Origin of the sequence: Nocardioides sp. URHA0020 (assembly GCF_000620705.1) — a bacterium.
Lineage (GTDB): Bacteria > Actinomycetota > Actinomycetes > Propionibacteriales > Nocardioidaceae > Nocardioides.
In genome coordinates this window covers 402,497-424,993 of record NZ_KK211167.1, presented here as the reverse complement: position 1 = coordinate 424,993, position 22,497 = coordinate 402,497, and the positions used below count along the sequence as shown (strand labels likewise).

Genomic DNA, 22,497 nt, shown 5'->3' with positions numbered 1-22,497 from the left:
GTTACGTCACCAGCCGCAGCTGGTGGTCCAGCTCGGCGGCGAGCTCCGCGCGCAGCCGGTCGTGCTGCGGGCCGGTCCGGTGCTCGTCGCGCACCCGCTCGGTCCAGTGGTGCAGTGCTGCCGGCCAGCCCACGACGTCCGCCGGCTCCCACTCGTAGCGTGGGGTGACGTGGGCGTGCAGGAAGGCGTCGGTGTTGCCCTGGATCTCCAGGTTGATCCGGCGGAAGTCCGGGTCCCGGCGGGCACACACCGCCGCCACCGCCCGACCGAGGATGGCCATGTCCTCCAGGAAGAGCAGCTGCCGCTCGGGCGGGAGGTCGACCAGCTGGTCGACGCCCGGCGTATCGGAGATCAGCACGCAGTAGCCCGGCAGGTGCTGGACGTCGGCGATCACCGCGAAGCCGGCGCGCAGCCGCCGCAGCACCATCGGGTTGGTGCCGGCGAGCGCCGTACCGACCCGGTCGTGGCGGAAGTCGCTCACGCGAGCGCCGCGTCCAGTGCGGCGTCGACGTGCAGCTGCGTCGTCGCGAAGACCGGCACCGGGCTGTCGTCGGCACCGACGAGCAGCTCGATCTCGGTGCAGCCGAGGACGATGCCCTCGGCTCCGCGCGCGACGAGCCGCTCGATGACCCCGCGGTACGCCGTACGGGACTCGTCGCGGACGACTCCGAGCACCAGCTCGTCGTAGATCACCCGGTGGACGACCTCGCGGTCCTCGGCCGCGGGCACGACGACGCCGATGCCGTGCCTCGCGATCCGGTCGACGTAGAAGTGCTGCTCCATGGTGAAGCGGGTGCCGAGCAGACCGACGGTGGTGAGACCCGACGCCTTGACGGCGGCGGCGGTGACGTCGCCCAGGTGCAGGAGCGGTACGGCGGTCGCCGCCTCGATCGCCGGCGCGACCTTGTGCATGGTGTTGGTGCATAGCACGAGGAGCTCGGCCCCGGCGCCCTCGAGGCGGCGGGCCTCGTCGGCCAGCAGCTCGCCGGCCGCGTCCCAGGCACCGGTGCGCTGCAGCTCCTCGACCTCCGCGAAGTCGACCGAGCTCATCAGCACCCGCGCCGAGTGCAGCCCGCCGAGCCGCTCGGCGACCCGACGATTGAGCAGGTCGTAGAAGAGCGCCGAGCTCTCCCAGCTCATGCCGCCGAGCAGGCCGATGCGTCGCATGCGGACTGCTTACCAGATCCGCGCGTGACCGCGACCCCTCAGGCAGAACCGTCACTTCTCAGGCGTTGCGTTGCCTGAGAAGTGACGGTTTCACCGGTGCACCGGTGAAACCGACGGCGCCCCACCACCCTCAGAGCCCCTGCCAGACCGGCTTCCCGGCGTACACCTCGCGGTAGTGCTCCAGCCGATCGAGCCCGGACGCCGCCGGCTCGTCGAGGAGCACCGTGGCGTGCGGGTGCAGCTGCAGCACCGAGGCGGGGCAGGAGGCGGAGACCGGGCCCTCGACCGCGGCCGCGATCGCCGCGGCCTTGCCGGCGCCCGTGGCCACGAGCAGCAGGTGCCGCGCTCGCAGGATCGTCCCGAGGCCCTGGGTCAGCACGTGGCGGGGGACGTCGTCGACCGAGCCGAAGAAGCGCGCGTTGTCGCGACGGGTCTGGTCGGTGAGGGTCTTCATCCGGGTGGCGGAGGCGAGCGACGACCCCGGCTCGTTGAAGGCGAGGTGGCCGTCGGCCCCGATCCCGAGCACCTGCAGGTCGACCCCACCGGCGGCCAGGATCGCCTCCTCGTAGCCCGGTCCGGCGTGCTCCGGGTCCGACGCGTCCGGCGACGAGACCCGGTCCCGGGCGATCCCCAGCGCATCGGTGAGCTCGCGGAAGATCGTCTCCCGGTAGGTCTCGGGGTGGCCGGCAGGCAGGCCGACGTACTCGTCCAGGGTGAAGCACCGGACCGCGTCGTACGACGGCGCCGTGCCGTCGCGGTGCCGCCGGACCAGCTCCTGGTACGCCGGCAGCGGACTCGAGCCGGTCGCCAGCCCGAGCACCGCCGACGGTCGCGAGCGCAGCAGCGCCTCGATCGCGTCGGCCGCGACGGCACCCACCTCCGCCGCCGTGGCGAGCGGCACGACCTCCATCAGCAGAGCTCCAGGTCGTCGGTCAGCTCGATCCGCTCCTCGCGCGGCGGCAGGCCGAGCAGCGCGAGCGGCGTGGTGGTCGCAGTCGCCAGCGCGTCCTCGACCGAGCACCCGGTCTGGGCGACCAGGACGCGCAGGCAGCCCAGCAGGGACGCGGCGGAGCCGGCCAGGGTGCCGTCGCGCAGCCGCACGGTGCCGTCGGCGACGACGACCTCCTGGTCACCGAGCCGGGTCGCGCCGTCGGGCAGGCCCAGCGCGGCCGTGGTGTCCGAGACCGAGAGGAAGCGCGCGGGCCCGAGGGCGCGCCACACGGCGCGCAGGAAGTCGGGGTGCAGGTGGTGGCCGTCGGCGATCACGCCGGCGACGAGGTCCCCGGCCAGGGCGACGCCGACGGGGCCGGGCTCGCGGGCCTGCATCGGCGCCATCGCGTTGCCCAGGTGGGTGACGCAGCGGGCGCCGGCGTCGACCGCGGCCCGCACCGCGGCGGTGTCGGCGGCCGTGTGCCCGACCGAGACGACCACGCCCCGGGCGACCAGGCGCTCGATCACCTCCAGCGCACCGGGCAGCTCGGGGGCGATCGTCGCCATCAGCACACCGGCCTCGCGCGACCAGCGGTCGACCAGGTCCAGCGACGGTGGGCGCAGCCAGTGCTCGGGGTGCGCGCCCTTGCGGCTCGGCGCGATCATCGGCCCCTCGAAGTGCAGGCCGAGCGGCTCCGCGCCCGTCCACCCCGCCGGCGGGCCGCCGGCCAGGGTCGCCAGCGCCAGCTCGCGAGCCGCCGGGTCGCTGGTGATGACGGTCGGCACGAACGCGACGACGCCGTACGTCGGCAGCGCCGCCGCGACCTCCCAGAGCCGGTGCGGCTCGGCGGTGAGGTCGATGCCCGCGGCGCCGTTGACCTGGGCGTCGACCAGGCCGTGGACCCGGCTCATCGGCCCAGGAAGGCCGCGCCGACGGCGGCGACCGGGTAGTCGGACGGCACCACCTGCAGCCGACCCGCCAGGTCGAGCGACGCCAGGAAGGGCGAGCTCGCCGCCTGGTCGAGCAGCGCCTGCGCCACGGCCGAGCGGAGCGGGTCGCCGAGCTGGGCGACGCCACCGCCGAGGACGATGCTCGCCGGGTCGACGGCCAGGCTGAGCACCCGGATCGCACTGGCGACACCGGCGGAGAACCGGTCCCGCACCGCGATCGCGGACGGGTCGCCGGAGCGCGCCGCGGCGAAGAGCGCCTGCGCGGGAGGCACGTCGCCGGCCGGCCAGGCCGCGGCCAGGGCCGAGCCCGAGGCGATGGTCTCCAGGCAGCCGCGCTGCCCGCACTGGCACACCGTGCCCTGCGGGTCGACGGGCACGTGGCCGATCTCGCCGGCGGCGCCGTGCTCGCCGCGACGCAGCCGACCGTCGAGCACCAGGCCGGCGGCGAGGCCGGTGCCGATGCTGAGGTAGACGAGGTCGCTCGCACCGCTCAGCGCCGCGGCCCCCAGGGTCGCCGCGTTGACGTCGTTCTCGAGCACGACCGGGACCCCGAGCCGGTCGGCGAGGAGCGAGCGCAGCGGCAGCCAGTCACCGTTCACCCCGAGGTTGACGGCGTGCTTGACCGCGCCGCGCTCGACGTCGACGAGACCGGGGATCCCCACTCCGACGGTGCCGTCGAGCGGCAGGTCGGTCGCGGCGCGGAGCGCCTCGAAGACTCGCGCCGCCGAGCGCACGATGCCTGCGGCGCCCGACTCGGTCGGCTCCCGCACCTCGGCCAGGATCGTCCCGTCGGGGTCGAGCACGAGGCCGAGGGTCTTGGTCGCCCCGATGTCGAGGCCCACACTCACAGCGGCGCTCACCGCTCCCACCCGGCCTTCCGCAGCAGCTCGGTCACGGCGGCTGCTCCGGGTCGAGAGTAGCCGCGCGTGCAGATCCTCGGGACGGTGCCGGCGTACGGACCGGGCCAGCCCCACTCCACCACCACCGCCGCGCCGTCGACCGCGACCTCGGGCCGGCGGTGCAGGTCGCGGACCTGCAGCACGACGGGCCTGCCAGCAGGCACCGGCTCGCCGGGAGCGATCACGACGTCGGGCGTCAGGCCCCACGGGACCTCGCCGATCGCGATGTTGGCCGCGGTCGCGACGCTGACCACCAGGGCGCCGTGCAGGTCGGGCAGCTCGCCGTCGACCGTCACCGACCGACGCGCTCCGCCCAGCTGGGCCTCGGCATCCACGTCGTACGCCGTCGCCCCGGCCAGGTCGTCGAGCATCCGGTCGATGCGGGCGGCGGCGTCCTCGAGCCGCTCGCGGGAGAGCCGACCCGCGTGCACCGCCGTGACGATCGCGTCCTGGGTCTCGCGCACCAGCGCGGCCGACTTCTCCGAGCCGATGCACAGCAGGTCGGCGCCGGCGGCCAGGGAGAGCACCGCGGCCTCGGGGATGCCGCGCCCCGCCGAGGCGCCGGCCATGTCGAGGGCGTCGCTGACGATGACGCCGTCGTACCCGAGCCGGTCGCGCAGCAGCCCCAGCACGGGCGCACTGAGCGTGCCCGGCAGCTCGGCGTCGACGGCCGGTACGACGATGTGCGAGGTCATGATCGAGGCGATCGCGACGTCGACGGCCGCCACGAACGGCACCAGCTCCCGGTCGGTGAGGGTGGCCAGGTCGGCGTCGACCGTGGGCAGCTCCAGGTGACTGTCCTGGGCGGTGTCGCCGTGACCCGGGAAGTGCTTGGCGCAGGCCGCGACGCCCGCCTCCTGCAGGCCGGTGACCCAGGCCGCGACGTGGGCGGCGACGGGCGCCGGCGCGGTCCCGAAGCTGCGGGTGCCGATCACGGGGTTGTCCGGGTTGCTGTTGACGTCGGCGACCGGACCGAAGTCCAGGTTGATGCCGGCCGCAGCCAGCTCGCTGCCGATCGCGCGCCCGGTGTCGCGGGTGAGGGAGAGGTCGTCGGCGGCTCCCAGCGCGGCGGGCCCGAGCACCGGGCTGCCGTCCAGCGCGTGCAGCCGGGTGACGTCGCCGCCCTCCTCGTCGACGGCGATGACCGCGCGTGGGTTCGCGGCCCTGATCGCGGCGCTGAGCTCGGCGACGGCGCCCGGCCCGCCGGCGGTGTTGCTGCCGAAGTAGCAGACCCCGCCGAGGCCCTCAGCGAGCAGCTCGGCGTAGTCCGCGGGCAGCGTCGTACCGGCGAAGGCCGGGAGCTGGACGCGGAGGGCGAGCGCCTCGAGCGACGTCATCCCTTCACCGCCCCGGAGGTGAGACCACTGACCATCCGGCCCTGGACGAGCAGGAAGAAGACGACGACCGGGATGGCGATCAGGGTCGAGCCGGCCATGATGCCGCCCCAGTCGGTGCCGCGGTTGACGTCGGCGAAGGTCGTGAGCCACAGCGGCAGGGTGCGCTGGTCCTCACGGGTCATCACGACCAGGGCGAGGGTGAACTCGTTCCAGGCCTGGATGAACCCGAAGACCCCGGTCGCGACCAGGCCGGGCGCCAGCAGCGGGAAGGTGATCTTGAAGAACGCCTGGGTGCGCGAGCAGCCGTCGATCATCGCCGCCTCCTCGAGCTCGTACGGCACCCCGGCGACGAAGCCGCGCAGGGTCCAGATGGTGAAGGGCAGCACGCCGGCGACGTACACCAGCGTCAGGCCCACGACGGTGTTGAGCAGGTCCATGGCCTCGAGCATCTTGTACTGGGAGATGAAGAGTCCCTCGACGGGGATCATCTGGATGATCAGCAGGGTCACGATGAAGGACATCCGCCCGCGGAAGCGGAAGCGGGAGACCGCCACGGCGGCGACGAACGCGAAGCCGAGCGCGAAGACGACGGTCAGCCCCGTCACCATCACGCTGATCTTGAGCGCGTTGACGAACTGGTCGGTCTCGAAGACCGTCCGGTAGTTGTGGAGGCTGCCGCCGAAGGGCACCCAGGTGGGGACCGGGTTGCGGATCTCGTTGCGGTCCAGGAACGAGCTGTTCACCATCCAGTACACGGGGAAGACCGCGACCAGGAAGGCGATCACCCCGATGACGTTGGCGGTGATCCGCACCGGGCGGCGGGTCGGGCGCGACATCAGTTCTCTTCCTGCTTGAGCATGGCGCGGACGTACGGCGCGGTCAGCACCACCGTGAGGACCAGCATGAACATCGCGACGGCCGCGGCCATCCCGAACTTCCCGCTGCCGATGCCGAGCCGGTAGATGTACGTGCCGAGGAGGTTGGTGTCGTGGGTGCTGCCGCCGGCCTTCTGGAGGATGTAGATCTGGGTGAAGACCCGGAGGTCCCAGATCACCTGCAGCAGCGCGACGACGAGCAGCACCGGGCGGATGCTGGGCAGCACGATGTGGCGCAGCCGTTGCCAGCCGCTGGCGCCGTCGATCTCGGCGGCCTCGACCATGTCCTCGGAGACCTGGGTGAGCGCGGCGTACACGGTGAACGCCACGAAGGGCACGCTCATCCACACGACGATCACGGTGGCGACGAAGAAGAAGGACAGCGGCTGGAGCAGCCAGGAGTGCCCCTCGAAGTCGAGGCCGATCTCGGTGAGGAGGTAGTTGATCACGCCGTACTGCGTGTCGAAGAGCCACTCCCACACGGTCATCGCGGCGACGACCGGCATCGCCCAGGCGAGGAGCAGGCCGCTCTGCACCAGGATCCGGATCGGCTTCGACATGTGCTGCATCAGCAGCGCGAGGCCGACGCCGACGAGCATCGTCGCGGCGGCGTTGACCAGGCAGAAGAGGAGCGTGCGGAGGGTGACGGTCCACAGGTAGGGGTCGGTCAGCAGGTCGCGGTAGTTCTGGAGCCCGATCCACGCGGGCGGCCGGCCGAACTGCTGGGCCAGGCCGAAGTCCTGGAAGGACAGGACGACCTGACGCACCAGCGGGTAGCCGAGGGCGACCACGAGCGCGATCGTGGCGGGCACGAGGAGGGCGTACGGGAGCGGCGTCCTGCGGGCTCGGGGGGCCTTGCCGCCTTCGACGGTGGTCACGACTGGCTACCTCCTTCCGGACATCATGCTGGTCGTCGCGTGCGGGCATGGCACGGCCGGGGCGGCGGTTCGCACCGCCCCGGCCGTCCGTGCTGTCGTTCGTGCTGCTGGGTGCTGCTGGCTGGTGGGTCGAGAGACCCGTCAGCCGTTGAGCTGGGAGTTCATCTGGTCGTCGGCCTTCTTCGCCAGGTCGGCGGGGTCGCCGCCCTGCGCCAGGGCGCTGAACAGGTCCTCCAGGACCCGGGAGCCCTCGACGTTGGCCCAGCCCGGAGCGGCCGGAGTCAGCTTGGCGTTGGAGGCCGCGGCGATCGTGGCCTGCGCGAACTCGTCGTCACCGAGGAGCGGTGCGAGCGAGTTGAGGGCGGGCGTCAGGCCGGCCTTCGCCATGATCGTCTGGTAGTCCTTGCTGAGCATCAGCGCGACGGCCTTCTGGGCCAGGCCCTGGTTCTTGGACTTGGCCGCGATCGCGATGTCGGAGCCGCCGAGGAGCACCGGGGCGGGCTTGCCGTCCGAGCCGGGCAGCGCGAAGACGCCGATCTCCTTGCCGTACGTGTCGGGGCAGCCGGTCTTCGGGTCCAGGATCAGGCCCTTGATCCAGCCAGGGGCGGAGACCATGCCGATCTCACCGGCACAGAACGGCGTCCACGAGTCGGCCTCGTTGCCGTCCTTGGCCGCGCCCGAGGCCTCGGTGAAGAGCTTCTGCGCGGTCTCGAGACCGGCGATCGACTCGTCGCTCTCCAGCGCACCGGACCACTCGTCGCCGTCCGCCGTCGCGAGGTCGCCGCCCTGGTCCCAGATGAAGGCCGCGCCGTTGCGCCAGTCCTGCCCCGGGAACCAGAACCCGGAGAAGTTGGCCGGCTTCGGGTTCGCCTTCTTCAGCTTGATGGCGTCCTCGATGAACTCGTCCATGGACGTCGGGACCGCGGTGATGCCGGCCGCCTTGAAGAGGTCCTTGCGGTAGAAGATGTACTTCGAGCCGGCGTAGTACGGCACGGCGTACGTCTTGCCGTCGATGGTCGCACCTTCGACGAAGCCCTGCAGCAGGTCGTCGCCGCCGAGGTCGTCGAGCTGGCCGGTCTGGTCGGAGAAGGCACCGGCCGACGTGAAGGTCGGGGCCTGCGTGTTGCCGATCTCGACGACGTCCGGGGTCTCGGACGCGCTGGAGAGGGAGGTGGTCAGCTTCTCGACGAGACCGTCCCACTCCTGCTGCTCGATGGTCAGCGTGGAGCCGGGGTTCTCCTTCTCGAAGGTGGTCTTCAGCCAGTCGCGCGCGTCCTGCGGCGTGTCCGTGCCGTTGAGCCAGACCCGGATGTCGGCGGTCTTGGGACCGTCGCTCGAGCTGGTGTCGTCGCTGTCGCTGTCGCTGCCACAAGCCGCCAGGGCGGTGAGTGCCAGGGTGGCCAGCGCAGCGCCTGCGATCGTCTTCTTGATGCGCACCTCAGTGTCCTCTCGTACGTCTAACCCGATGTTGTGAAGAAGTTCCAGGGGCGGCGCCGAGCCGGGACCTGGGGTGCCGGTCCGTCAGCGGTGACGGCCGTACAGGTGGGGGCGGGCGTCACGAGACGCCCAGCTGTCCGGACAGCACGAGCACGGCGGCGCCGACGAGCACCACGTCCTCGCCCAGCTCGGAGGTGCGGACCACGAGTCCTGCCGAGCTGATCGGCATGGTCCGCTCGCGGATGCTCCGGTCGGCGGCCTCGAGCAGCGGCCCGTCGAGCAGCTCCTGGGGACCGCTGAGCACGAGCTCGTGCAGGTTGAGCGTGCCGACGACCGGCGCCAGGGCGACCCCGAGCTGCTCACCGACCCGGCCCAGGATCGTCGCGGGACTCTCGCCGCTCCGCGACCCGTCCTCGAGGCGCCGGCGCAGGTGGGGGACGGCGAGGATGGTCTCCAGGCAGCCGGTGCGCGAGCACGCGCAGCGCTCCCCCTCGGGATCCACCACGACGTGGCCGATCTCGCCGGCGGCCCCGAGGTGGCCGTGCAGCAGCGAGCCGCCGAGCACCAGACCGGCACCCACACCGGTCCCGACCCGGAGCACCATCAGGCCGCCGTCACCGGACGCGCCGAACGTGTGCTCGCCCAGGACGGCGGTGTTGGCGTCGTTGGCCACGAAGACCGGGAGCTCGAACGCCGCCGCGAGGCTGGCGGCCAGCGGGGTGTCGGTCCAGGCCAGGTTGGGGGCGTCGATGACCGTGCCGTCGGCGTCGACGACGCCGGGGCTGCCGACGCCGATGCCGAGCACCGGTCGCTCGGTCTTGGCTATCAGCGCCGCGGCCAGCTCGTGGACCAGCGCCACGGCGTCGTCGCCGACGGCGCCGTCGAGGGGCAGCTCGTGCCGGGCGAGCACCCGGCCGGCCAGGTTGATGACGGCACCGGTCATCCGGTCGGTGGCCGAGAGGTCCATGCCGATCACGTGCGTGGAGTCGGTGGCCAGCCCGACGAGCATCGGCGGCTTGCCGACGCGGCTCTCGGCCGGGGCGCCGAGCTCCTCCACCAGCCCGTCGGCCACCAGCTCGCCGACCAGGTCGGAGACCGTCACGCGGGTGAGGCCGCTGGTGCGGGCCAGGTCGGCGCGGCTCGCCGGGCCCTCCCGGAAGAGCTGCTGCAGGAGCAGCGACCGGTGGTGGCGACGGGCGTCCTCCTGGAGGAGCTTGCCGCGGGGCCGGAGCTGCCGGCCCACCGGGGAGGTCGTGGTCACGTTTGTTAGTTCAGCGCACTTACATATTATTCGTCAAGCGTTTGGCGGCAATTGGTTGTCGGGGATACCCGGTTTACCGGGGATCCCTGAACTTCTCAGCCCGTGCAGAGCCCCAGAAGTTGACCAAGTGCCCGAGGAGTCAGGGCGTGAGGGAGGGGCGGTCGGGGAGCGCGAGAGTGAGTACGGCGTCCTCGATCAGCGGGTGCTGCTCGATGTCCGCCTCGACCTGGCGCAGGCGTACGGCGAGGTGCGCCTCGGTGTCGTCGCCCACCAGGTCGACCGCCGCCACGACGAAGACCCGGGCGGGCCCGACGTACTCCAGGTGCAGGTAGGTCAGCCGGTCGATCTGCGGGTGCTCGAGGATCCCCGCGATCACGCGGGAGCGGGTGGCGGCCGAGGGCGGCTCGCCGAGCAGGTAGTCCATGTTGCGGCGGATCAGGAAGAGGGCGACGAAGGCGAGCAGCACGCCGATGGCGATCGAGCCGAGCGCGTCGAAGACCGCGTTGCCGGTGAGCTGGTGCAGCCCGATGCCAGCCGCGGCGATCAGGATGCCCACCAGCGCCGAGGAGTCCTCGAAGAAGACCGCCCGCAGCGTCGGGTTCGAGGTCTGCGTCACGTAGCGGAGCGGGTGGATCGACAGCCGTTGGGACGCGCCGTGGATCTGGCGCGACGCCTGCACGAAGGAGGTGCCCTCCAGCACGAAGGCGATCGCGAGCACGACGTAGTTGACCAGGAAGCTCGACTCCTCGGCCGTGGAGCCGAGCTCGGTGATGCCGTGCCAGATCGAGACGACCGCGCCGGCGGTGAAGAGGCCGAACGCCGCGATCATCGACCAGGCGTACGTCGCGCGGCCGTACCCGCGCGGGTGCTCCTCGTCGCGCGGCCGGCTGCCGCTGCGCTCGGCGACGAGCAGGAACACCTCGTTGCCGGCGTCGGCCCACGAGTGGGCGGCCTCGGCGACCATCGCGGCCGAGCCGGTCAGGACCGCCGCGACCGTCTTCGCGATCGCCAGCAGCGCGTTGGCGACGAGGGCGACCACGACGGTCAGGAGGGACTCGCCCCCGGTCGCGGGGGCAGGTTCGGTGGTGGGCGCCATGCGTGCCCCGTACCCCGCGGGGCCCCCCGGCTCACCCGATGCGGGCGAGACGGCGCCGGACCCGTACGGTCGGGCCCATGCGTCGTCGTCTGGTCGTCCTGCTGCTGGGAGCCCTCGTGCTGGCGGGCTGCTCCGACAGCCCCGACACCGACGCCGACGCGCGGCCGCCGGCCGTCGACACGCCGTCCACGAGCCCGACCGCCGCACCGCCGGCGTACGCCGAGTACGTCGCGCTCGGCGACTCCTACACCGCGGCCCCGCTGGTCCCGCCGGCCAGTGCCGACAACAACTGCCTGCGCTCGGGCGCCAACTACCCCGCGCTGGTGGCCGAGGCGATGCCGGGGACCGGCCTCACCGACGTCAGCTGCAGCGGCGCAGCCACCGTGAACATGACCCACCGGCAGCGCGGGATCAGCGGCGCGGTGCCGCCGCAGTTCGACGCCCTGACCCGGCGTACGGATCTGGTGACGATCGGCCTCGGCGGCAACGACGACGGGCTCTTCGGCGCCCTGATCGGCCAGTGCACCCAGCTGCGGGCGTCGGACCCGACCGGCGACCCGTGCACCACGGCGCTCGGCCCGAGCGTCGACAAGTCGCTCGCCGACATCCGCCGCAACGTGGCGGAGGTCGTCGCCGGGGTGCGCAAGCGAGCCCCCGACGCCCGGATCCTGGTGGTCGGCTACCCCCAGATCGTGCCGGCGAGGGGCACCTGCTCGGACCTCCCGCTCGCGGACGGCGACTACGCCTTCGCACGCGAGGTCAACCACGCCCTGACCCGGGCGGTCGAGAAGGCGGCGGCGGACGGCAAGGCGGAGTACGTCGACCTCTGGGCGCCCAGCGCGCGCCACGACATCTGCGCTCGCGACCCGTGGATCAACGGGCGGGTGACCACCGCCAACCGGGCCCTGGCCTACCACCCGCTCGCCGTCGAGCAGCAGGCCGTCGCCGCGCTCGTGACGGCCGCCCTCGCGACGAACCCCTGAGATCGGGTCCCGGGCTCAGCGCACGTCGTTGACCACGAGCCCCGCGACGGTCGTCAGCGCGACCGGCACCTCACGCAGGGCGTGACCGAGGGCGGCGGTGTCGGCAGGATCGAGGTCGCGCAGCAACGGGTCCCGGTCGACCAGCACCAGGTCTCCGCGGGATCCGACGCCGACGGTGGGCTGGGCGTCCACGGAGGCCACCAGCGCCTCCCGGACGCTCAGCGCCTGCTCGCCGTGCCACGGCCCGCGCTCGTCGTCGCTGCGGTGCACCGCCGCCGCCATCGCGAGCCACGGGTCGAGCGGCGACACCGGCGCGTCGGAGCCGAAGACCAGGTCCACGCCGTCGTCGAGCATCCAGCGGAAGGGGAAGCACCGCTCGGCCCGCTCCCCCCAGATCCGGTCGGTGAGGTCACGGTCGTCGAGCAGGTGCGCAGGCTGCACGCTCGCGCGGATGCCGAGCTGCGCCATCCGTCGTACGTCGTCGCGACGCGCCATCTGGGCGTGCTCGATGGAGCCGCGGGCGCCGGTGTCGGCGTACGCCGCGAGCGCCTCCCGCACCGCGGCGTCGCCGATCGCGTGGGTCGCCACCTCCAGCCCGGCCGCGTGGGCGCGGGCGAGCTGCTCGCGCAGCTCGTGGCCGGAGAGGTTCGGCTGGCCGGCGGGGTACTCGAGCTGGTGCGCGTCGCCGTACGGCTCGCAGCACCAGGCGGTCCGGGTGTTGAGCGAGCCGTCGCTGATGATCTTCAGCGACCCCATGGTCGCCCGGTCGTCGCACCCGGGCAGCGGGTCGCCGGTGCGCACGCCGGCGGCGATCACCTCCTCGAGCTGGTGGGAGTACGTCGCCGCGCGGATCCGCAGGAGGTCGCAGCCCTGACCCCACCGCTCGATCCACTCGCCGATGCCCGCCCCGAACTCGAAGTCGGCCATCCCCGTGATGCCCCGACCGGCCGCCTCCTCCAGCATCCGGCGGTAGGCCTCGGGCGAGGTGGCGTCGCTGCCGACGAGGCTGACCAGTCGCGGGTACGCCGCGAACCACTCGGTCTCGCGCACGACCGAGTCGCGCACCGGCATCGCGAGGTGGAGCAGCGCCGTCGTGTTCAGCCAGGCGTGGTGGCCGTCGCCGCTGATCAGCACGACCGGCGTGCCGCCCGACACCGCGTCGAGCTCCGACACCGTCACCTCGCGGTCCCACCCCGCCGAGCGGTGCCCCCACCCGATGACGGGCAGGTCGGGGAACTCCGCGATCCGCGCGGCGACGGCCCGGGTCGCGTCCTCCGGCGACCTCGCACCCGCGAGGTCGAGCCGCTGCGACGACAGCGTCCACTGGGCGAGGTGCGTGTGCTGGTCCCAGAGACCGGGGATCACCCACCGGCCCCCGGCGTCGATCTCCTCGGCGCCCGACGGCCGGTCGGCCGACTCGCCCACAGCGGACACGACGCCGTGCTCGACCGCGATGTCGACGGGTCGGTCGGGGAGGGTCTCGCCCTCGCCGAGCGGCACCAGGCGGGCGTTGCGGATCAGCAGGCTCGTCATGTGGCGCACGCTAGCGCGGGCACCGCGACCGCCATCAGCGGGTGCCGACAACGCCGGGGAGCAGCGGCATCCGACCGCGTGCGGCGCCTCAGCCGCCGGCGGACGGCGCTGCCACCTCGGCCGCAGGATCCGCCGGGTCCACCGGCGCCATCGGCCGGGGGCGCAGGAGGGCGCCACCGATGACGGCGGCCACGGCGGCGAAGCACGCACCGGCGGCGAACGCGAGCTGGAAGCCGCCGTTGAGCGCCTCGAGCGAGGAGGCGCCGGAGGCGGCCAGGGACGACGTCCGCGACGTGGAGACGCTCACGAGCACGGCCAGGCCGAGCGCTCCGCCCATCATGAACGAGGTGTTCACGACTCCCGAGGCGAGGCCGGACTCGTGCGGCTCGACGTCGCCCATCGCGGCCAGCAGGACCGGGTTGAAGGCGATGCCGGCGCCCACACCGAGCAGCAGCATCGACGGCAGCACGTCGGTGAGGAAGTGCCCGCCGACCGGTGCCCGGGAGAAGAGCGCGAGGCTCAGGGAGGCCAGGCCGAGACCGACCACGAGCGGCGGCCGGATGCCGAGGCGCAGGACCAGCCGGTCCGAGACGCGCAGTGAGCAGTACGCCATCACGACGCTGGTCGGCACGAAGGCGAGTCCGACCTCGAGGGCGTCGTACCCCAGCACCTGCTGGAGGTAGAGCGCCGCGAGGAAGAACCACGCGAACATCGCGGCCGCCCAGAGGACGCCCACGACCTGCGACACGACGACGTTGCGCAGCCGGAAGAGCCGCAGCGGCACCAGCGGCTCCGCGACCCGCGACTCCCAGAGCACGAAGGCCGCGAGCAGCGCCAGGCTGCCGGCGATCAGCCACGGAGCGCCCTCGACGATGCCGTAGACCGACAGCATCAGGGCGGCCGTGACCAGGACCGCACCGAGCACGTCGACCCGACCGCGCTGCGCAGGGACCTCGTCGGTGGGCAGCACCCGTCGGGCGGCGACGAACACGGCGACCCCGATGGGCACGTTGACCAGGAAGATCCAGTGCCAGGAGAGGAGCCCGGTGAGGACCCCGCCCAGCAGTACGCCGACGGCGCCACCGCCGGACATCACGAAGCCGAAGAAGCCCATCGCCTTCGCCCGCTCGGCCGGGTCGGTGAAGAGGCCCACGATCAGCGACAGCGCGACGGCGGACACCGCGGCCCCGCCCAGTCCCTGCACCGCCCGGCCCAGGACGAGCAGTCCCGCGGTCGGCGCCAGGCCGCAGGCGACGGACGCCGCGACGAAGGCGACCACCCCGCCCAGGAAGACCCGGCGGCTGCCGAGCAGGTCGCCGAGCCGCCCGGAGAGCAGCAGGAAGCCCCCGAACGTCAGCAGGTAGGCGTTGACCACCCACGCCAGCGCCGACTGGGAGAAGCCCAGGTCGGACTGGATGGAGGGCAGCGCGACGTTCACGATGCTGGAGTCGAGCACGATCATGAGGTCGCCCAGGCACAGCACGTAGAGCGCGAGCCAGCGGGACTTGAGGTCGGTCATGGTCGATCTCCTCTGCGGCGAAGTTCCTGTCACCTACTCGACGAACGCGGGTCCACGAGATCGACAGACCGCGCCGCTGGACCGAACTCATCGGTCGCCGACCTCAGGGGTGCGACCCCGAGGGGCCTCGGGGTCGGCTCAGGGATCCGAGGCCCCGTCTCCCCGATGCGGCGGACCCTCGCGACCGACGAGGCTCATCACCATGATCAAGGTCGAGTCACTCAGCAAGAAGTACGGCGGGTTCGCTGCCGTCGACGACGTCAGCTTCACGGCGCGGCCCGGCCGCGTCACCGGCTTCCTCGGGCCCAACGGCGCCGGGAAGACCACCACCATGCGGATCATGGTCGGGCTCACCCCCGCCTCCTCCGGCTCCGCGACCGTCAGCGGGCGGCGCTTCGCCGACCTGCCCAACCCGGGTCTCGAGGTCGGCGTCCTGCTCGACGCGTCGGCCCAGCACGCCGGACGCACCGGCCGCGAGATCCTCACGGTCGCGCAGCGCACCATGGGCCTCCCGGCCGGCCGGGTCGACGAGATGCTCGACCTGGTGAGCCTGACCCCGACCGAGTCCGGTCGCCGGGTCCGCAACTACTCGCTCGGCATGCGCCAGCGTCTCGGGATCGCCGCCGCCCTCCTCGGCGAGCCGGAGGTCCTCATCCTCGACGAGCCGGCCAACGGCCTGGACCCCGCCGGCATCCGCTGGATGCGCGACCTGCTGCGCGGGTACGCCGACCGCGGCGGCACGGTGCTCCTCTCGAGCCACCTGCTGCACGAGATCGAGGTGATCGCCGACGACCTGGTCGTGATCGGCAACGGGCGCATCGTCGCCCAGGGCACCAAGTCCGAGCTGCTCGCCGCCGCCGGCACGCTGGTCCGCACCCGCGACGTACCGGCCCTGACCCGGGGCCTCGTCGCCGCCGGCCTGGAGTACTCCGAGATGACCGACGCGATCCGCGTCGACGCCGACCCCGACGTCGTCGGCCAGGTCGCCCTGGCGACCGGCGTCGCCCTGACCGAGCTGCGCTCCGCCGAGGGCGCCGGGCTCGAGGAGATGTTCCTCGAGCTCACCGCAGACACCCAGCGAGAAGGAGCAGCGGCATGACTGCCATTGCCGTAGAGCACGAGACGACGGCGCGTACGGCGCGCCCGGCCCCCGCCCGCATCCCGACCACCCGCCTGATCGCGGTCGAGCTGCGCAAGTCGTTCGACACCCGGTCCGGCTTCTGGCTGATGGCCAGCATCGGCATCCTGGCCGTGGTCGCCACCGGGGCGACGATCCTCTTCGCGCCCGACAGCGAGCTCGACTACGAGGCCTTCGCCTCGGCGATCGGCTTCCCGATGGCCGTGATCCTCCCGATCATCGCCGCACTCTCCGTGACCAGCGAGTGGAGCCAGCGCACCGGGCTGACGACCTTCACGCTGGTGCCCCACCGCAGCCGGGTCATCGGCGCCAAGCTCGCCGTGAGCATCGGCATCGGCGTCGTCTCGATGCTGGTGGCGGCGGCGATCGGCGCCCTCGGCAACGTGCTGGGCACCGCGATCACCGGCACGGACACGGTCTGGAACGTCAGCGCCGCCGAGCTCTTCTACATCGTCGTCGCCAACGTGCTCGGCATGCTCGTCGGCTTCATGCTCGGCGTGCTCCTGCGCAACTCGGCCGCGGCGATCGTCGGCTACTTCGTCTACGGCTTCGCCCTCCCGCCGCTCACGTTCCTGCTCGCGGAGAACCAGCAGTGGTTCAAGGACCTCCAGCCGTGGGTCGACTTCAACTTCGCCCAGGGCAACCTCTTCAACGGCGTGATGACCGGCGACAACTGGGCCCAGCTCGCCGTGACCAGCCTCGTCTGGCTGGTGCTCCCGCTCGCGGTCGGTCTCCGGCTGGTGCTGCGCTCCGAGGTCAAGTAGCGCCAGGGTCCATCACGACTCGGTCACCCTTCCCCGATGCCTGCACCATGATGCGGACATCGGGGAAGGATGCTGTCATGAGGACCGGGGCTGTGGGGCTGACGCTCGCCATCGGCCTGCTCCTGGCCGCGTGCAGCAGCGACCAGGACGAGCCGGGCGCCACACCCACGTCCCCCACGCCCTCAGCCTCGTCGTCGTCGGCGCCCGTGGCCCCCGGCCTCAGCACTCCCGTCGAGGACCGGCTCTATCCCGACGTCGGGGACCCGGGGGTCGACGCCCTGCACTACCGCCTCGGCCTCGACTGGGACCCCGACGCCCGCCTGCTGACCGGCACCGAGACGCTCCGCCTGCGAGCCACCACCGACGCCGACCACCTCCGGCTCGACCTGGCGGCCGACCTCAGCGTCGACAAGGTCACCATCGGCGGGAAGGCCGCCAGGTTCTCCCACCCGGGCAAGGACCTCGTGGTCTCGCACCCGGTGGAGCGGGACCGCCGCTACACGCTGGTGATCACCTACTCCGGCAGACCCCAGCCGGTCCCGGCGCCCACCCAGCGCAGCGACTTCTCCACCAGCGGCTGGACGACCACGTCCGACGGCGAGGTCTGGACGATGCAGGAGCCGTACGGCGCCTACTCCTGGTACGCCGTCAACGACCAGCCCTCCGACAAGGCGCTCTACGACTTCCGGATCTCGGTGCCGACGCCGTGGGTCGGCGTGGCCAACGGCCGGCTGGACGCCCGCACCACGCGGGCCGGCAGGACCATCACCCGCTGGACGCTCGACGAGCCGGCGGCGTCGTACCTCGTGACCGTCGCGATCGGCGACCTCGAGATGACGAGGGACCGCTCGGCCTCCGGCGTGCCGATCACCTACTGGACCCCTCCCGGGCGCGACGACCTGCTCAGCGACCTGCGCCAGGCGCCCCGGGGGCTGGCCTGGCTGGAGAAGCGACTCGGTCCCTTCCCCTTCGACTCCCTGGGCTTCCTGATCGTCGACTCCGAGAGCGGGATGGAGACGCAGACGATGATCACGCTCGGCGACACCGCCTACGCCACCTCGACCGACGTGCTCGTCCACGAGATGGCGCACCAGTGGTACGGCGACCAGGTCACGCCGGTCGACTGGCGCGACGTGTGGATGAACGAGGGCATGGCGATGTTCATCCAGGGCGCGTGGACCGCCGAGGACTCCGGCACGTCGATCGAGGCCGTGATGGACCAGTGGGCCCCGGGCGAGGCGGCGCTGCGGAAGCAGTACGGTCCGCCGGCCGACTTCGACCCGACCGCCTTCGGCGGCGGCAACGTCTACTACGGCCCGGCACTGATGTGGGACGAGCTGCGCAAGCGCCTCGGCGACGACGAGTTCTGGCGCCTCGTGCGGGCCTGGCCGGCCGGTCACGACAACGCGAACGCCGACTACGCCGACATCACGACCTGGTGGTCGGAGCAGACGGGCGAGGACCTGTCCGGGTTCTTCGACGCGTGGCTGCTGGGCACCACGACCCCGACCCGGAGCGCGGGCTAGCTCGGCTGCCACCCCAGTGCCGGACCCAGCCGGGTCGCCATGTCGGTGAGGATCTGCACGTAGTCGGCCTCCTCGAAGGTGAAGGGCAGCGCGAACGCCACCTCGTCGACCTCGCGGAACGCCGCGTGCGCCGCCAGCCGCTCGGCGATCTCGGCGGAGGTGCCCACGATGTCGGGGGCGAACATCAGCCGGGCCGGGCCCTGCGGCTCGCGGGTCCGCGGCAGCCGCGCCTCGGCGTACGCCGTGTAGCGCGCCCGCTGGTCGGCGGAGGCGCTGTCGGTGGGGATGACGACCAGGCCCTGCGAGACGCGGGCGGCGGCGCCGAGCGGGTGCGCCGCGCGGAACGCCCGGATGTGGGAGAGCTGCACCCGCTCGAAGTCGTCGGCCTCCTCGGCCTTGACGACGCTGCTGGTGAGCAGGTTCAGGCCGCTCTCACCGGCCCAGCGGGCCGAGCCGAGCGAGGCGGCGCCGTACCAGAGGCGCGACGCGAGACCGGGCGAGTGCGGCTGGACGCGGTCGGAGAAGTCCTCGATGCCCGCCCGGCCGCTGAAGGGGCTGGCCGGCTCGCCGCGGACCAGGCGCAGCAGGCGCTCGACCCGCTCGTAGGTGAAGTCCTCGACGTCGCCGGTGTCGGGGTAGAGCGCGTCGCGCACCTCGTCGTACCGCATCGGCGGCCCGACGCTCAGGCCCGGGTTGAGCCGGCCGCCGGAGAGCACGTCGACGGTCGCCCAGTCCTCGGCGAGGCGGAGCGGGTTCTCCCAGCCCAGCGGCGTGACGGCCGTGCCGAGCTCGATCCGGCTGGTGCGCTGCGACGCCGCCGCGAGCACGGCGACCGGCGACGAGATGCCGTACTGCAGGTGCCGGTGCCGCAGCCACGCGCTGTCGAAGCCGAGCTGCTCGCCGAGCTCGATGATCCGCAGCGTCGACTCGTGCCCGGCGCCCGGGTCGTCGGGGTCGAAGAGACCGATCGTCAGGAATCCCAGCCTGCTGACCACCTGCGGCTCCTCTCGGTCTGCTGATGGCTGAATCGCTTGCACCCGCGCTTCATTCCCGCCAGCGTGGCGGACATGAGACTTCTCGTGCTCGGCGGCTCCGTCTTCGTCTCCCGCGCGGTCGCGGAGGAGGGCGTACGACGTGGGCACGACGTCACCTGCGCCAACCGGGGCACCTCGGGGTCGGTGCCGCGCGGCGCACGGCTGGTCGTGTGGGACCGCACCCGGCCCACTCCGGCGGAGCTGCGGGACGAGTACGACGCGGTGGTCGACGTCGCCCGGCTCCCGTCGTGGACCAGGTCCGCGGTCGCGGCCCTCCCCAGCGCGCACTGGGTCTTCGTGTCCACCGTCAACGTCTACCCGGACCCGCACCCGCCCGGCGGGACGCCGGCCACCCTCGCGCTGCACGAGCCGCTGCCCGACGACGTCGACCTGGCGTCCAGCCCCGAGGCCTACGGCCCGATGAAGGTGGCCTGCGAGGAGATCGTGCAGGCGGGGGCCGCCTCCGCCACCGTGGTGCGCCCGGGCCTGATCGTCGGCCCGGGTGACCCGACCGGGCGGTTCACCTACTGGCCGGTGCGGCTGGCCGACGGCGGCCGGGCGCTGGCCGGGGGCGAGCCCACGGACCACCTGCAGGTGATCGACGTCCGGGACCTCGCCGCCTGGATCGTCGCCTGCGCGGAGTCGCGCCGGGTCGGCGTGTACGACGGCGTGGGCGAGGTGCTCCCCGTCGCGACGATCCTGGAGGCGGTCGCGCAGGGCGTGGGCGCGAGCCTCGACCTCACCTGGGTCCCCGACGGCGCCCTGACGGAGATCGGCGTCCAGCCGTGGTCGGGGCCCGAGGGACTCCCGCTCTGGCTCCCGCGGCCCGAGTACGACGGCATGGCCTCCCACGACCCGACCCCGTCGTACGACGCGGGCCTGGTCCTGCGCCCGATCGCCGACACCGCCCGCGACACGCTGGCGTGGGTGCGGGCGACCTCCGGCTCCACTGTCACGGGGATCTCCCGCGAGCGCGAGGCCGAGGTGCTCGCTCGCTGGGGCGGGCGCTGATCCGTCGCGCGGTCGCCTAGAGCGGCGTGCCGAAGCGGGCGCCGTACGCGATCTCGGTCAGGGGGCGGCGGGTGCGCGGGACCAGCTCGCTGGTGACACCCCGACCGACGGCGATCCCGGTGGTGACCGACCAGTGGACGGGCACGCCGGCGGCGGCGGCCAGTCCGTCGTGGTCGAAGGCCGCGAACTGGTGCGTGGCCAGCCCGAGGGCGGCGGCCTGCACCGTCAGGTGCGCGACCGCCTGGCCGAGGTCGTACGCCGCGTAGTCGGAGTAGGCGGTCGCGTCATCCTCGGGTCCGGAGGCGACCTGGTGCAGCGCGAACACCAGGGCCGAGGCGGCCGGTGCCCAGCGACGCACGCTCGGCGCCAGCAGGGGGGCGAAGAGCTGGTGGGCGGCGTCGCCGCGCCGGCCGACCAGGAACGCCCACGGCTGGGAGTTGCCGGCGGACGGCGCCCAGCGGGCCGCCTCCAGCAGCGACGTGAGCTCGTCGAGGCCGAGGTCGTGCGCCTCGTCGTACTCGCACACGCTCCGCCGGTCGCGCAGCAGCGGCAGGACCTCGGGCTCGACCATGTGGGACGAGCCACCGCGAGCCGCGCGGTATTCCGGTCGGCATTCCCGTCGGCATTCCCGTCGGCATTCCCGTCGGCTCGGCGCTAGCCTGCGTTGATGAGCCCGCCGAAGCCCGCCCGCCTGTCGGCCGCCGAGCTGATCGACCTGGTCCTGGACGAGGGGTCGTGGAGCTCCTGGGACGTGCCGCCGTCGTACGGCGAGATCTCGGAGGAGTACGTCGCCGAGCTGGCGGCCGCCCGGGACAAGAGCGGCGTCGACGAGTCCGTGCTGACCGGCGAGGGACTCATGCACGGGCGCCGGGTCGCGGTCGTGATGGGCGAGTTCCGCTTCCTGGCCGGCTCGATCGGACGGGCGTCCGCGGACCGCCTGGTCGCCGCGATCGAGCGGGCCACCCGCGAGGGCCTGCCGCTGCTCGCCGGCCCCACCAGCGGCGGCACCCGGATGCAGGAGGGCACCCCGGCCTTCGTGCAGATGGTACGGATCACCCAGGCGGTGGCGGCGCACAAGGCGGCCGCGCTGCCGTACCTCGTCTACCTGCGCCACCCCACCACCGGAGGCGTGATGGCGTCGTGGGGGTCGCTGGGGCACGTCACCGTCGCCGAGCCGGGCGCGCTCATCGGCTTCCTCGGCCCCCGGGTCTACGAGGCGCTCTACGGCAGGCCGTTCCCGGAGGGCGTGCAGACCGCGGAGAACCTCTACGCCCACGGGATCATCGACGCCGTCATGCCGCCCGAGGAGATCGCCGGGATCCTCGACCGGGCGCTCGCGATCCTCCTCGCGCCGCGGCACGGGATCAGCCCGGTGCCCGACCCGGTGCCGCTGACGACCCTGCCCGACGTCGAGACCTGGGACGCCGTGACCCGCTCGCGCCGGCCCGATCGCCCCGGCGTGCGACGCCTGCTCAAGTACGCCGCCAGCGACGTGATCCCGCTCAACGGGACCGGTCACGGCGAGCGCGACCCGGGGCTGCTGCTCGCGCTGGTGAGCTTCGGCCAGGCGCCGTGCGTCTTCCTCGGGCAGGACCGTCGCGGGCAGACCGCCGAGCACCCGATGGGACCCGAGGCGCTGCGCGAGGCCCAGCGCGGGATGCGCCTGGCCGCCGACCTCGGGCTGCCGCTGGTGACCGTGATCGACACCCGGGGGGCGGCACTGTCGGCCGATGCGGAGAACGGCGGCATGGCCGGCGAGATCGCCCGCTGCCTCCACGAGCTGGTGACCGTGAGCGCCCCCACCCTCTGCCTGATGCTCGGCGAGGGCAACGGCGGCGGAGCGCTGGCCTTCCTGCCGGCCGACCGGGTGATCGCCGCCCAGCACGCCTGGCTCTCACCGCTGCCGCCCGAGGGCGCGAGCGCGATCGTCCACCGCGACCTCGACCACGCGCCCGAGATGGCGCGGGCGCAGAAGGTGCGCGCCCTCGACCTGCGCGAGCGTGGCATCGTCGACCGGATCGTCGCCGAGCTCCCCGACGCCGCCGACGAGCCGGAGGCCTTCTGCCAGCGGGTCGGCGCCGTGCTCGAGCACGAGCTCGCGGCCCTGCTCGAGAGCGGTCCCGGGTCCCCGGCCGACCGCGCTCGGCGCTACGCCTAG

General features: G+C 73.1%; 21 protein-coding genes. 6 read left to right on the top strand and 15 right to left on the bottom strand.

All coding sequences use genetic code 11. The annotated features are described in order from the left end of the window. Position 1 precedes the first annotated feature (1 nt). The 11 genes from N542_RS0110710 to N542_RS0110660 form a co-directional block, all read right to left on the bottom strand. Complete coding sequence (locus tag N542_RS0110710; protein WP_028643909.1) at positions 2-481, bottom strand: diadenosine tetraphosphate hydrolase; 480 nt, start codon at positions 479-481, stop codon at positions 2-4. Next, on the bottom strand, positions 478-1,167 hold the full coding sequence (locus N542_RS0110705) for an aspartate/glutamate racemase family protein (RefSeq protein WP_028643908.1): 690 nt from the start codon (positions 1,165-1,167) through the stop codon (positions 478-480). Before N542_RS0110705 ends, N542_RS0110710 begins: the two co-directional genes overlap by 4 nt. Before the next feature lie 130 nt (positions 1,168-1,297). Beyond that, positions 1,298-2,077: a glucosamine-6-phosphate deaminase gene (locus N542_RS0110700; protein WP_028643907.1), complete on the bottom strand. Its 780-nt coding sequence runs from the start codon at positions 2,075-2,077 to the stop codon at positions 1,298-1,300. Further along, positions 2,077-3,009, bottom strand: a complete 933-nt coding sequence (locus N542_RS0110695; RefSeq protein ID WP_028643906.1) for an N-acetylglucosamine-6-phosphate deacetylase — start codon at positions 3,007-3,009, stop codon at positions 2,077-2,079. The genes N542_RS0110700 and N542_RS0110695 overlap by 1 nt, the downstream gene beginning before the upstream one ends. Beyond that, positions 3,006-3,908, bottom strand: coding sequence for an ROK family protein (locus N542_RS0110690; RefSeq protein ID WP_231482588.1), 903 nt, complete (start codon positions 3,906-3,908; stop codon positions 3,006-3,008). Before N542_RS0110690 ends, N542_RS0110695 begins: the two co-directional genes overlap by 4 nt. Further along, positions 3,905-5,284, bottom strand: coding sequence for a glycoside hydrolase family 3 N-terminal domain-containing protein (locus tag N542_RS24405; RefSeq protein WP_036507292.1), 1,380 nt, complete (start codon positions 5,282-5,284; stop codon positions 3,905-3,907). The genes N542_RS0110690 and N542_RS24405 overlap by 4 nt, the downstream gene beginning before the upstream one ends. After that, the gene (locus N542_RS0110680) at positions 5,281-6,120 is read right to left on the bottom strand and encodes a carbohydrate ABC transporter permease (RefSeq protein ID WP_081795131.1); all 840 of its coding nucleotides are present in this window, start codon (positions 6,118-6,120) and stop codon (positions 5,281-5,283) included. The genes N542_RS24405 and N542_RS0110680 overlap by 4 nt, the downstream gene beginning before the upstream one ends. Then, positions 6,120-7,037: a carbohydrate ABC transporter permease gene (locus tag N542_RS0110675; protein ID WP_028643904.1), complete on the bottom strand. Its 918-nt coding sequence runs from the start codon at positions 7,035-7,037 to the stop codon at positions 6,120-6,122. Before N542_RS0110675 ends, N542_RS0110680 begins: the two co-directional genes overlap by 1 nt. Positions 7,038-7,178: 141 nt before the next feature. After that, on the bottom strand, positions 7,179-8,474 hold the full coding sequence (locus tag N542_RS0110670; RefSeq protein ID WP_197025927.1) for an extracellular solute-binding protein: 1,296 nt from the start codon (positions 8,472-8,474) through the stop codon (positions 7,179-7,181). A 118-nt stretch (positions 8,475-8,592) separates the two neighbouring features. Next, a complete protein-coding gene (locus N542_RS0110665) occupies positions 8,593-9,735 on the bottom strand; it encodes an ROK family transcriptional regulator (RefSeq protein ID WP_028643902.1) in 1,143 nt (380 codons plus the stop codon). 139 nt (positions 9,736-9,874) lie between these two features. Then, positions 9,875-10,831, bottom strand: a complete 957-nt coding sequence (locus N542_RS0110660) for a cation diffusion facilitator family transporter (RefSeq protein WP_028643901.1) — start codon at positions 10,829-10,831, stop codon at positions 9,875-9,877. A 77-nt stretch (positions 10,832-10,908) separates the two neighbouring features. On the opposite strand from N542_RS0110660, the gene N542_RS24400 reads away from it, so the two are divergent. Beyond that, the gene (locus N542_RS24400; protein WP_081795130.1) at positions 10,909-11,814 is read left to right on the top strand and encodes an SGNH/GDSL hydrolase family protein; all 906 of its coding nucleotides are present in this window, start codon (positions 10,909-10,911) and stop codon (positions 11,812-11,814) included. Between the two features lie 15 nt (positions 11,815-11,829). On the opposite strand, the gene N542_RS0110650 is transcribed toward N542_RS24400, so the two are convergent. Both N542_RS0110650 and N542_RS24395 read right to left on the bottom strand, forming a co-directional pair. After that, positions 11,830-13,347 (bottom strand): amidohydrolase, encoded by a 1,518-nt coding sequence (locus N542_RS0110650; protein WP_028643900.1) that lies wholly within the window; start codon positions 13,345-13,347, stop codon positions 11,830-11,832. A gap of 88 nt (positions 13,348-13,435) precedes the next feature. Then, positions 13,436-14,866, bottom strand: a complete 1,431-nt coding sequence (locus N542_RS24395) for a DHA2 family efflux MFS transporter permease subunit (RefSeq protein ID WP_051551604.1) — start codon at positions 14,864-14,866, stop codon at positions 13,436-13,438. 202 nt (positions 14,867-15,068) lie between these two features. Here N542_RS24395 and N542_RS0110640 point away from each other — a divergent pair, with 202 nt between their 5' ends. The 3 genes from N542_RS0110640 to N542_RS0110630 all read left to right on the top strand — a co-directional run bounded on the left by N542_RS0110640 (position 15,069) and on the right by N542_RS0110630 (position 18,294). Continuing rightward, complete coding sequence (locus N542_RS0110640) at positions 15,069-15,965, top strand: ABC transporter ATP-binding protein (protein ID WP_028643899.1); 897 nt, start codon at positions 15,069-15,071, stop codon at positions 15,963-15,965. Then, positions 15,962-16,768, top strand: a complete 807-nt coding sequence (locus N542_RS0110635; RefSeq protein ID WP_028643898.1) for an ABC transporter permease — start codon at positions 15,962-15,964, stop codon at positions 16,766-16,768. Before N542_RS0110640 ends, N542_RS0110635 begins: the two co-directional genes overlap by 4 nt. Before the next feature lie 77 nt (positions 16,769-16,845). Beyond that, positions 16,846-18,294, top strand: coding sequence for a M1 family metallopeptidase (locus N542_RS0110630; RefSeq protein WP_028643897.1), 1,449 nt, complete (start codon positions 16,846-16,848; stop codon positions 18,292-18,294). On the opposite strand, the gene N542_RS0110625 is transcribed toward N542_RS0110630, so the two are convergent. Further along, positions 18,291-19,289, bottom strand: a complete 999-nt coding sequence (locus N542_RS0110625) for an LLM class flavin-dependent oxidoreductase (RefSeq protein WP_028643896.1) — start codon at positions 19,287-19,289, stop codon at positions 18,291-18,293. The genes N542_RS0110630 and N542_RS0110625 overlap by 4 nt on opposite strands. Positions 19,290-19,361: 72 nt before the next feature. On the opposite strand from N542_RS0110625, the gene N542_RS0110620 reads away from it, so the two are divergent. Next, positions 19,362-20,339 (top strand): NAD-dependent epimerase/dehydratase family protein, encoded by a 978-nt coding sequence (locus tag N542_RS0110620; protein WP_028643895.1) that lies wholly within the window; start codon positions 19,362-19,364, stop codon positions 20,337-20,339. A 16-nt stretch (positions 20,340-20,355) separates the two neighbouring features. Here N542_RS0110620 and N542_RS24390 read toward each other — a convergent pair whose 3' ends face one another. Next, the gene (locus N542_RS24390) at positions 20,356-20,910 is read right to left on the bottom strand and encodes a nitroreductase family protein (protein WP_036507284.1); all 555 of its coding nucleotides are present in this window, start codon (positions 20,908-20,910) and stop codon (positions 20,356-20,358) included. Between the two features lie 96 nt (positions 20,911-21,006). Here N542_RS24390 and N542_RS0110610 point away from each other — a divergent pair, with 96 nt between their 5' ends. Then, positions 21,007-22,497: a carboxyl transferase domain-containing protein gene (locus tag N542_RS0110610; protein ID WP_036507281.1), complete on the top strand. Its 1,491-nt coding sequence runs from the start codon at positions 21,007-21,009 to the stop codon at positions 22,495-22,497.

Bases quoted from the DNA above. Each gene is read 5' to 3' on its own strand.
- N542_RS0110705 (WP_028643908.1), bottom strand. From the start codon at position 1,167: ATGCGACGCATCGGCCTGCTCGGCGGCATGAGCTGGGAGAGCTCGGCG.
- N542_RS0110700 (WP_028643907.1), bottom strand. From the start codon at position 2,077: ATGGAGGTCGTGCCGCTCGCCACGGCGGCGGAGGTGGGTGCCGTCGCG.
- N542_RS0110695 (WP_028643906.1), bottom strand. From the start codon at position 3,009: ATGAGCCGGGTCCACGGCCTGGTCGACGCCCAGGTCAACGGCGCCGCG.
- N542_RS24405 (WP_036507292.1), bottom strand. From the start codon at position 5,284: ATGACGTCGCTCGAGGCGCTCGCCCTCCGCGTCCAGCTCCCGGCCTTC.
- N542_RS0110680 (WP_081795131.1), bottom strand. From the start codon at position 6,120: ATGTCGCGCCCGACCCGCCGCCCGGTGCGGATCACCGCCAACGTCATC.
- N542_RS0110660 (WP_028643901.1), bottom strand. From the start codon at position 10,831: ATGGCGCCCACCACCGAACCTGCCCCCGCGACCGGGGGCGAGTCCCTC.
- N542_RS24400 (WP_081795130.1), top strand. From the start codon at position 10,909: ATGCGTCGTCGTCTGGTCGTCCTGCTGCTGGGAGCCCTCGTGCTGGCG.
- N542_RS0110650 (WP_028643900.1), bottom strand. From the start codon at position 13,347: ATGACGAGCCTGCTGATCCGCAACGCCCGCCTGGTGCCGCTCGGCGAG.
- N542_RS24395 (WP_051551604.1), bottom strand. From the start codon at position 14,866: ATGACCGACCTCAAGTCCCGCTGGCTCGCGCTCTACGTGCTGTGCCTG.
- N542_RS0110640 (WP_028643899.1), top strand. From the start codon at position 15,069: ATGATCAAGGTCGAGTCACTCAGCAAGAAGTACGGCGGGTTCGCTGCC.
- N542_RS0110635 (WP_028643898.1), top strand. From the start codon at position 15,962: ATGACTGCCATTGCCGTAGAGCACGAGACGACGGCGCGTACGGCGCGC.
- N542_RS0110630 (WP_028643897.1), top strand. From the start codon at position 16,846: ATGAGGACCGGGGCTGTGGGGCTGACGCTCGCCATCGGCCTGCTCCTG.
- N542_RS0110620 (WP_028643895.1), top strand. From the start codon at position 19,362: ATGAGACTTCTCGTGCTCGGCGGCTCCGTCTTCGTCTCCCGCGCGGTC.
- N542_RS24390 (WP_036507284.1), bottom strand. From the start codon at position 20,910: ATGGTCGAGCCCGAGGTCCTGCCGCTGCTGCGCGACCGGCGGAGCGTG.
- N542_RS0110610 (WP_036507281.1), top strand. From the start codon at position 21,007: ATGAGCCCGCCGAAGCCCGCCCGCCTGTCGGCCGCCGAGCTGATCGAC.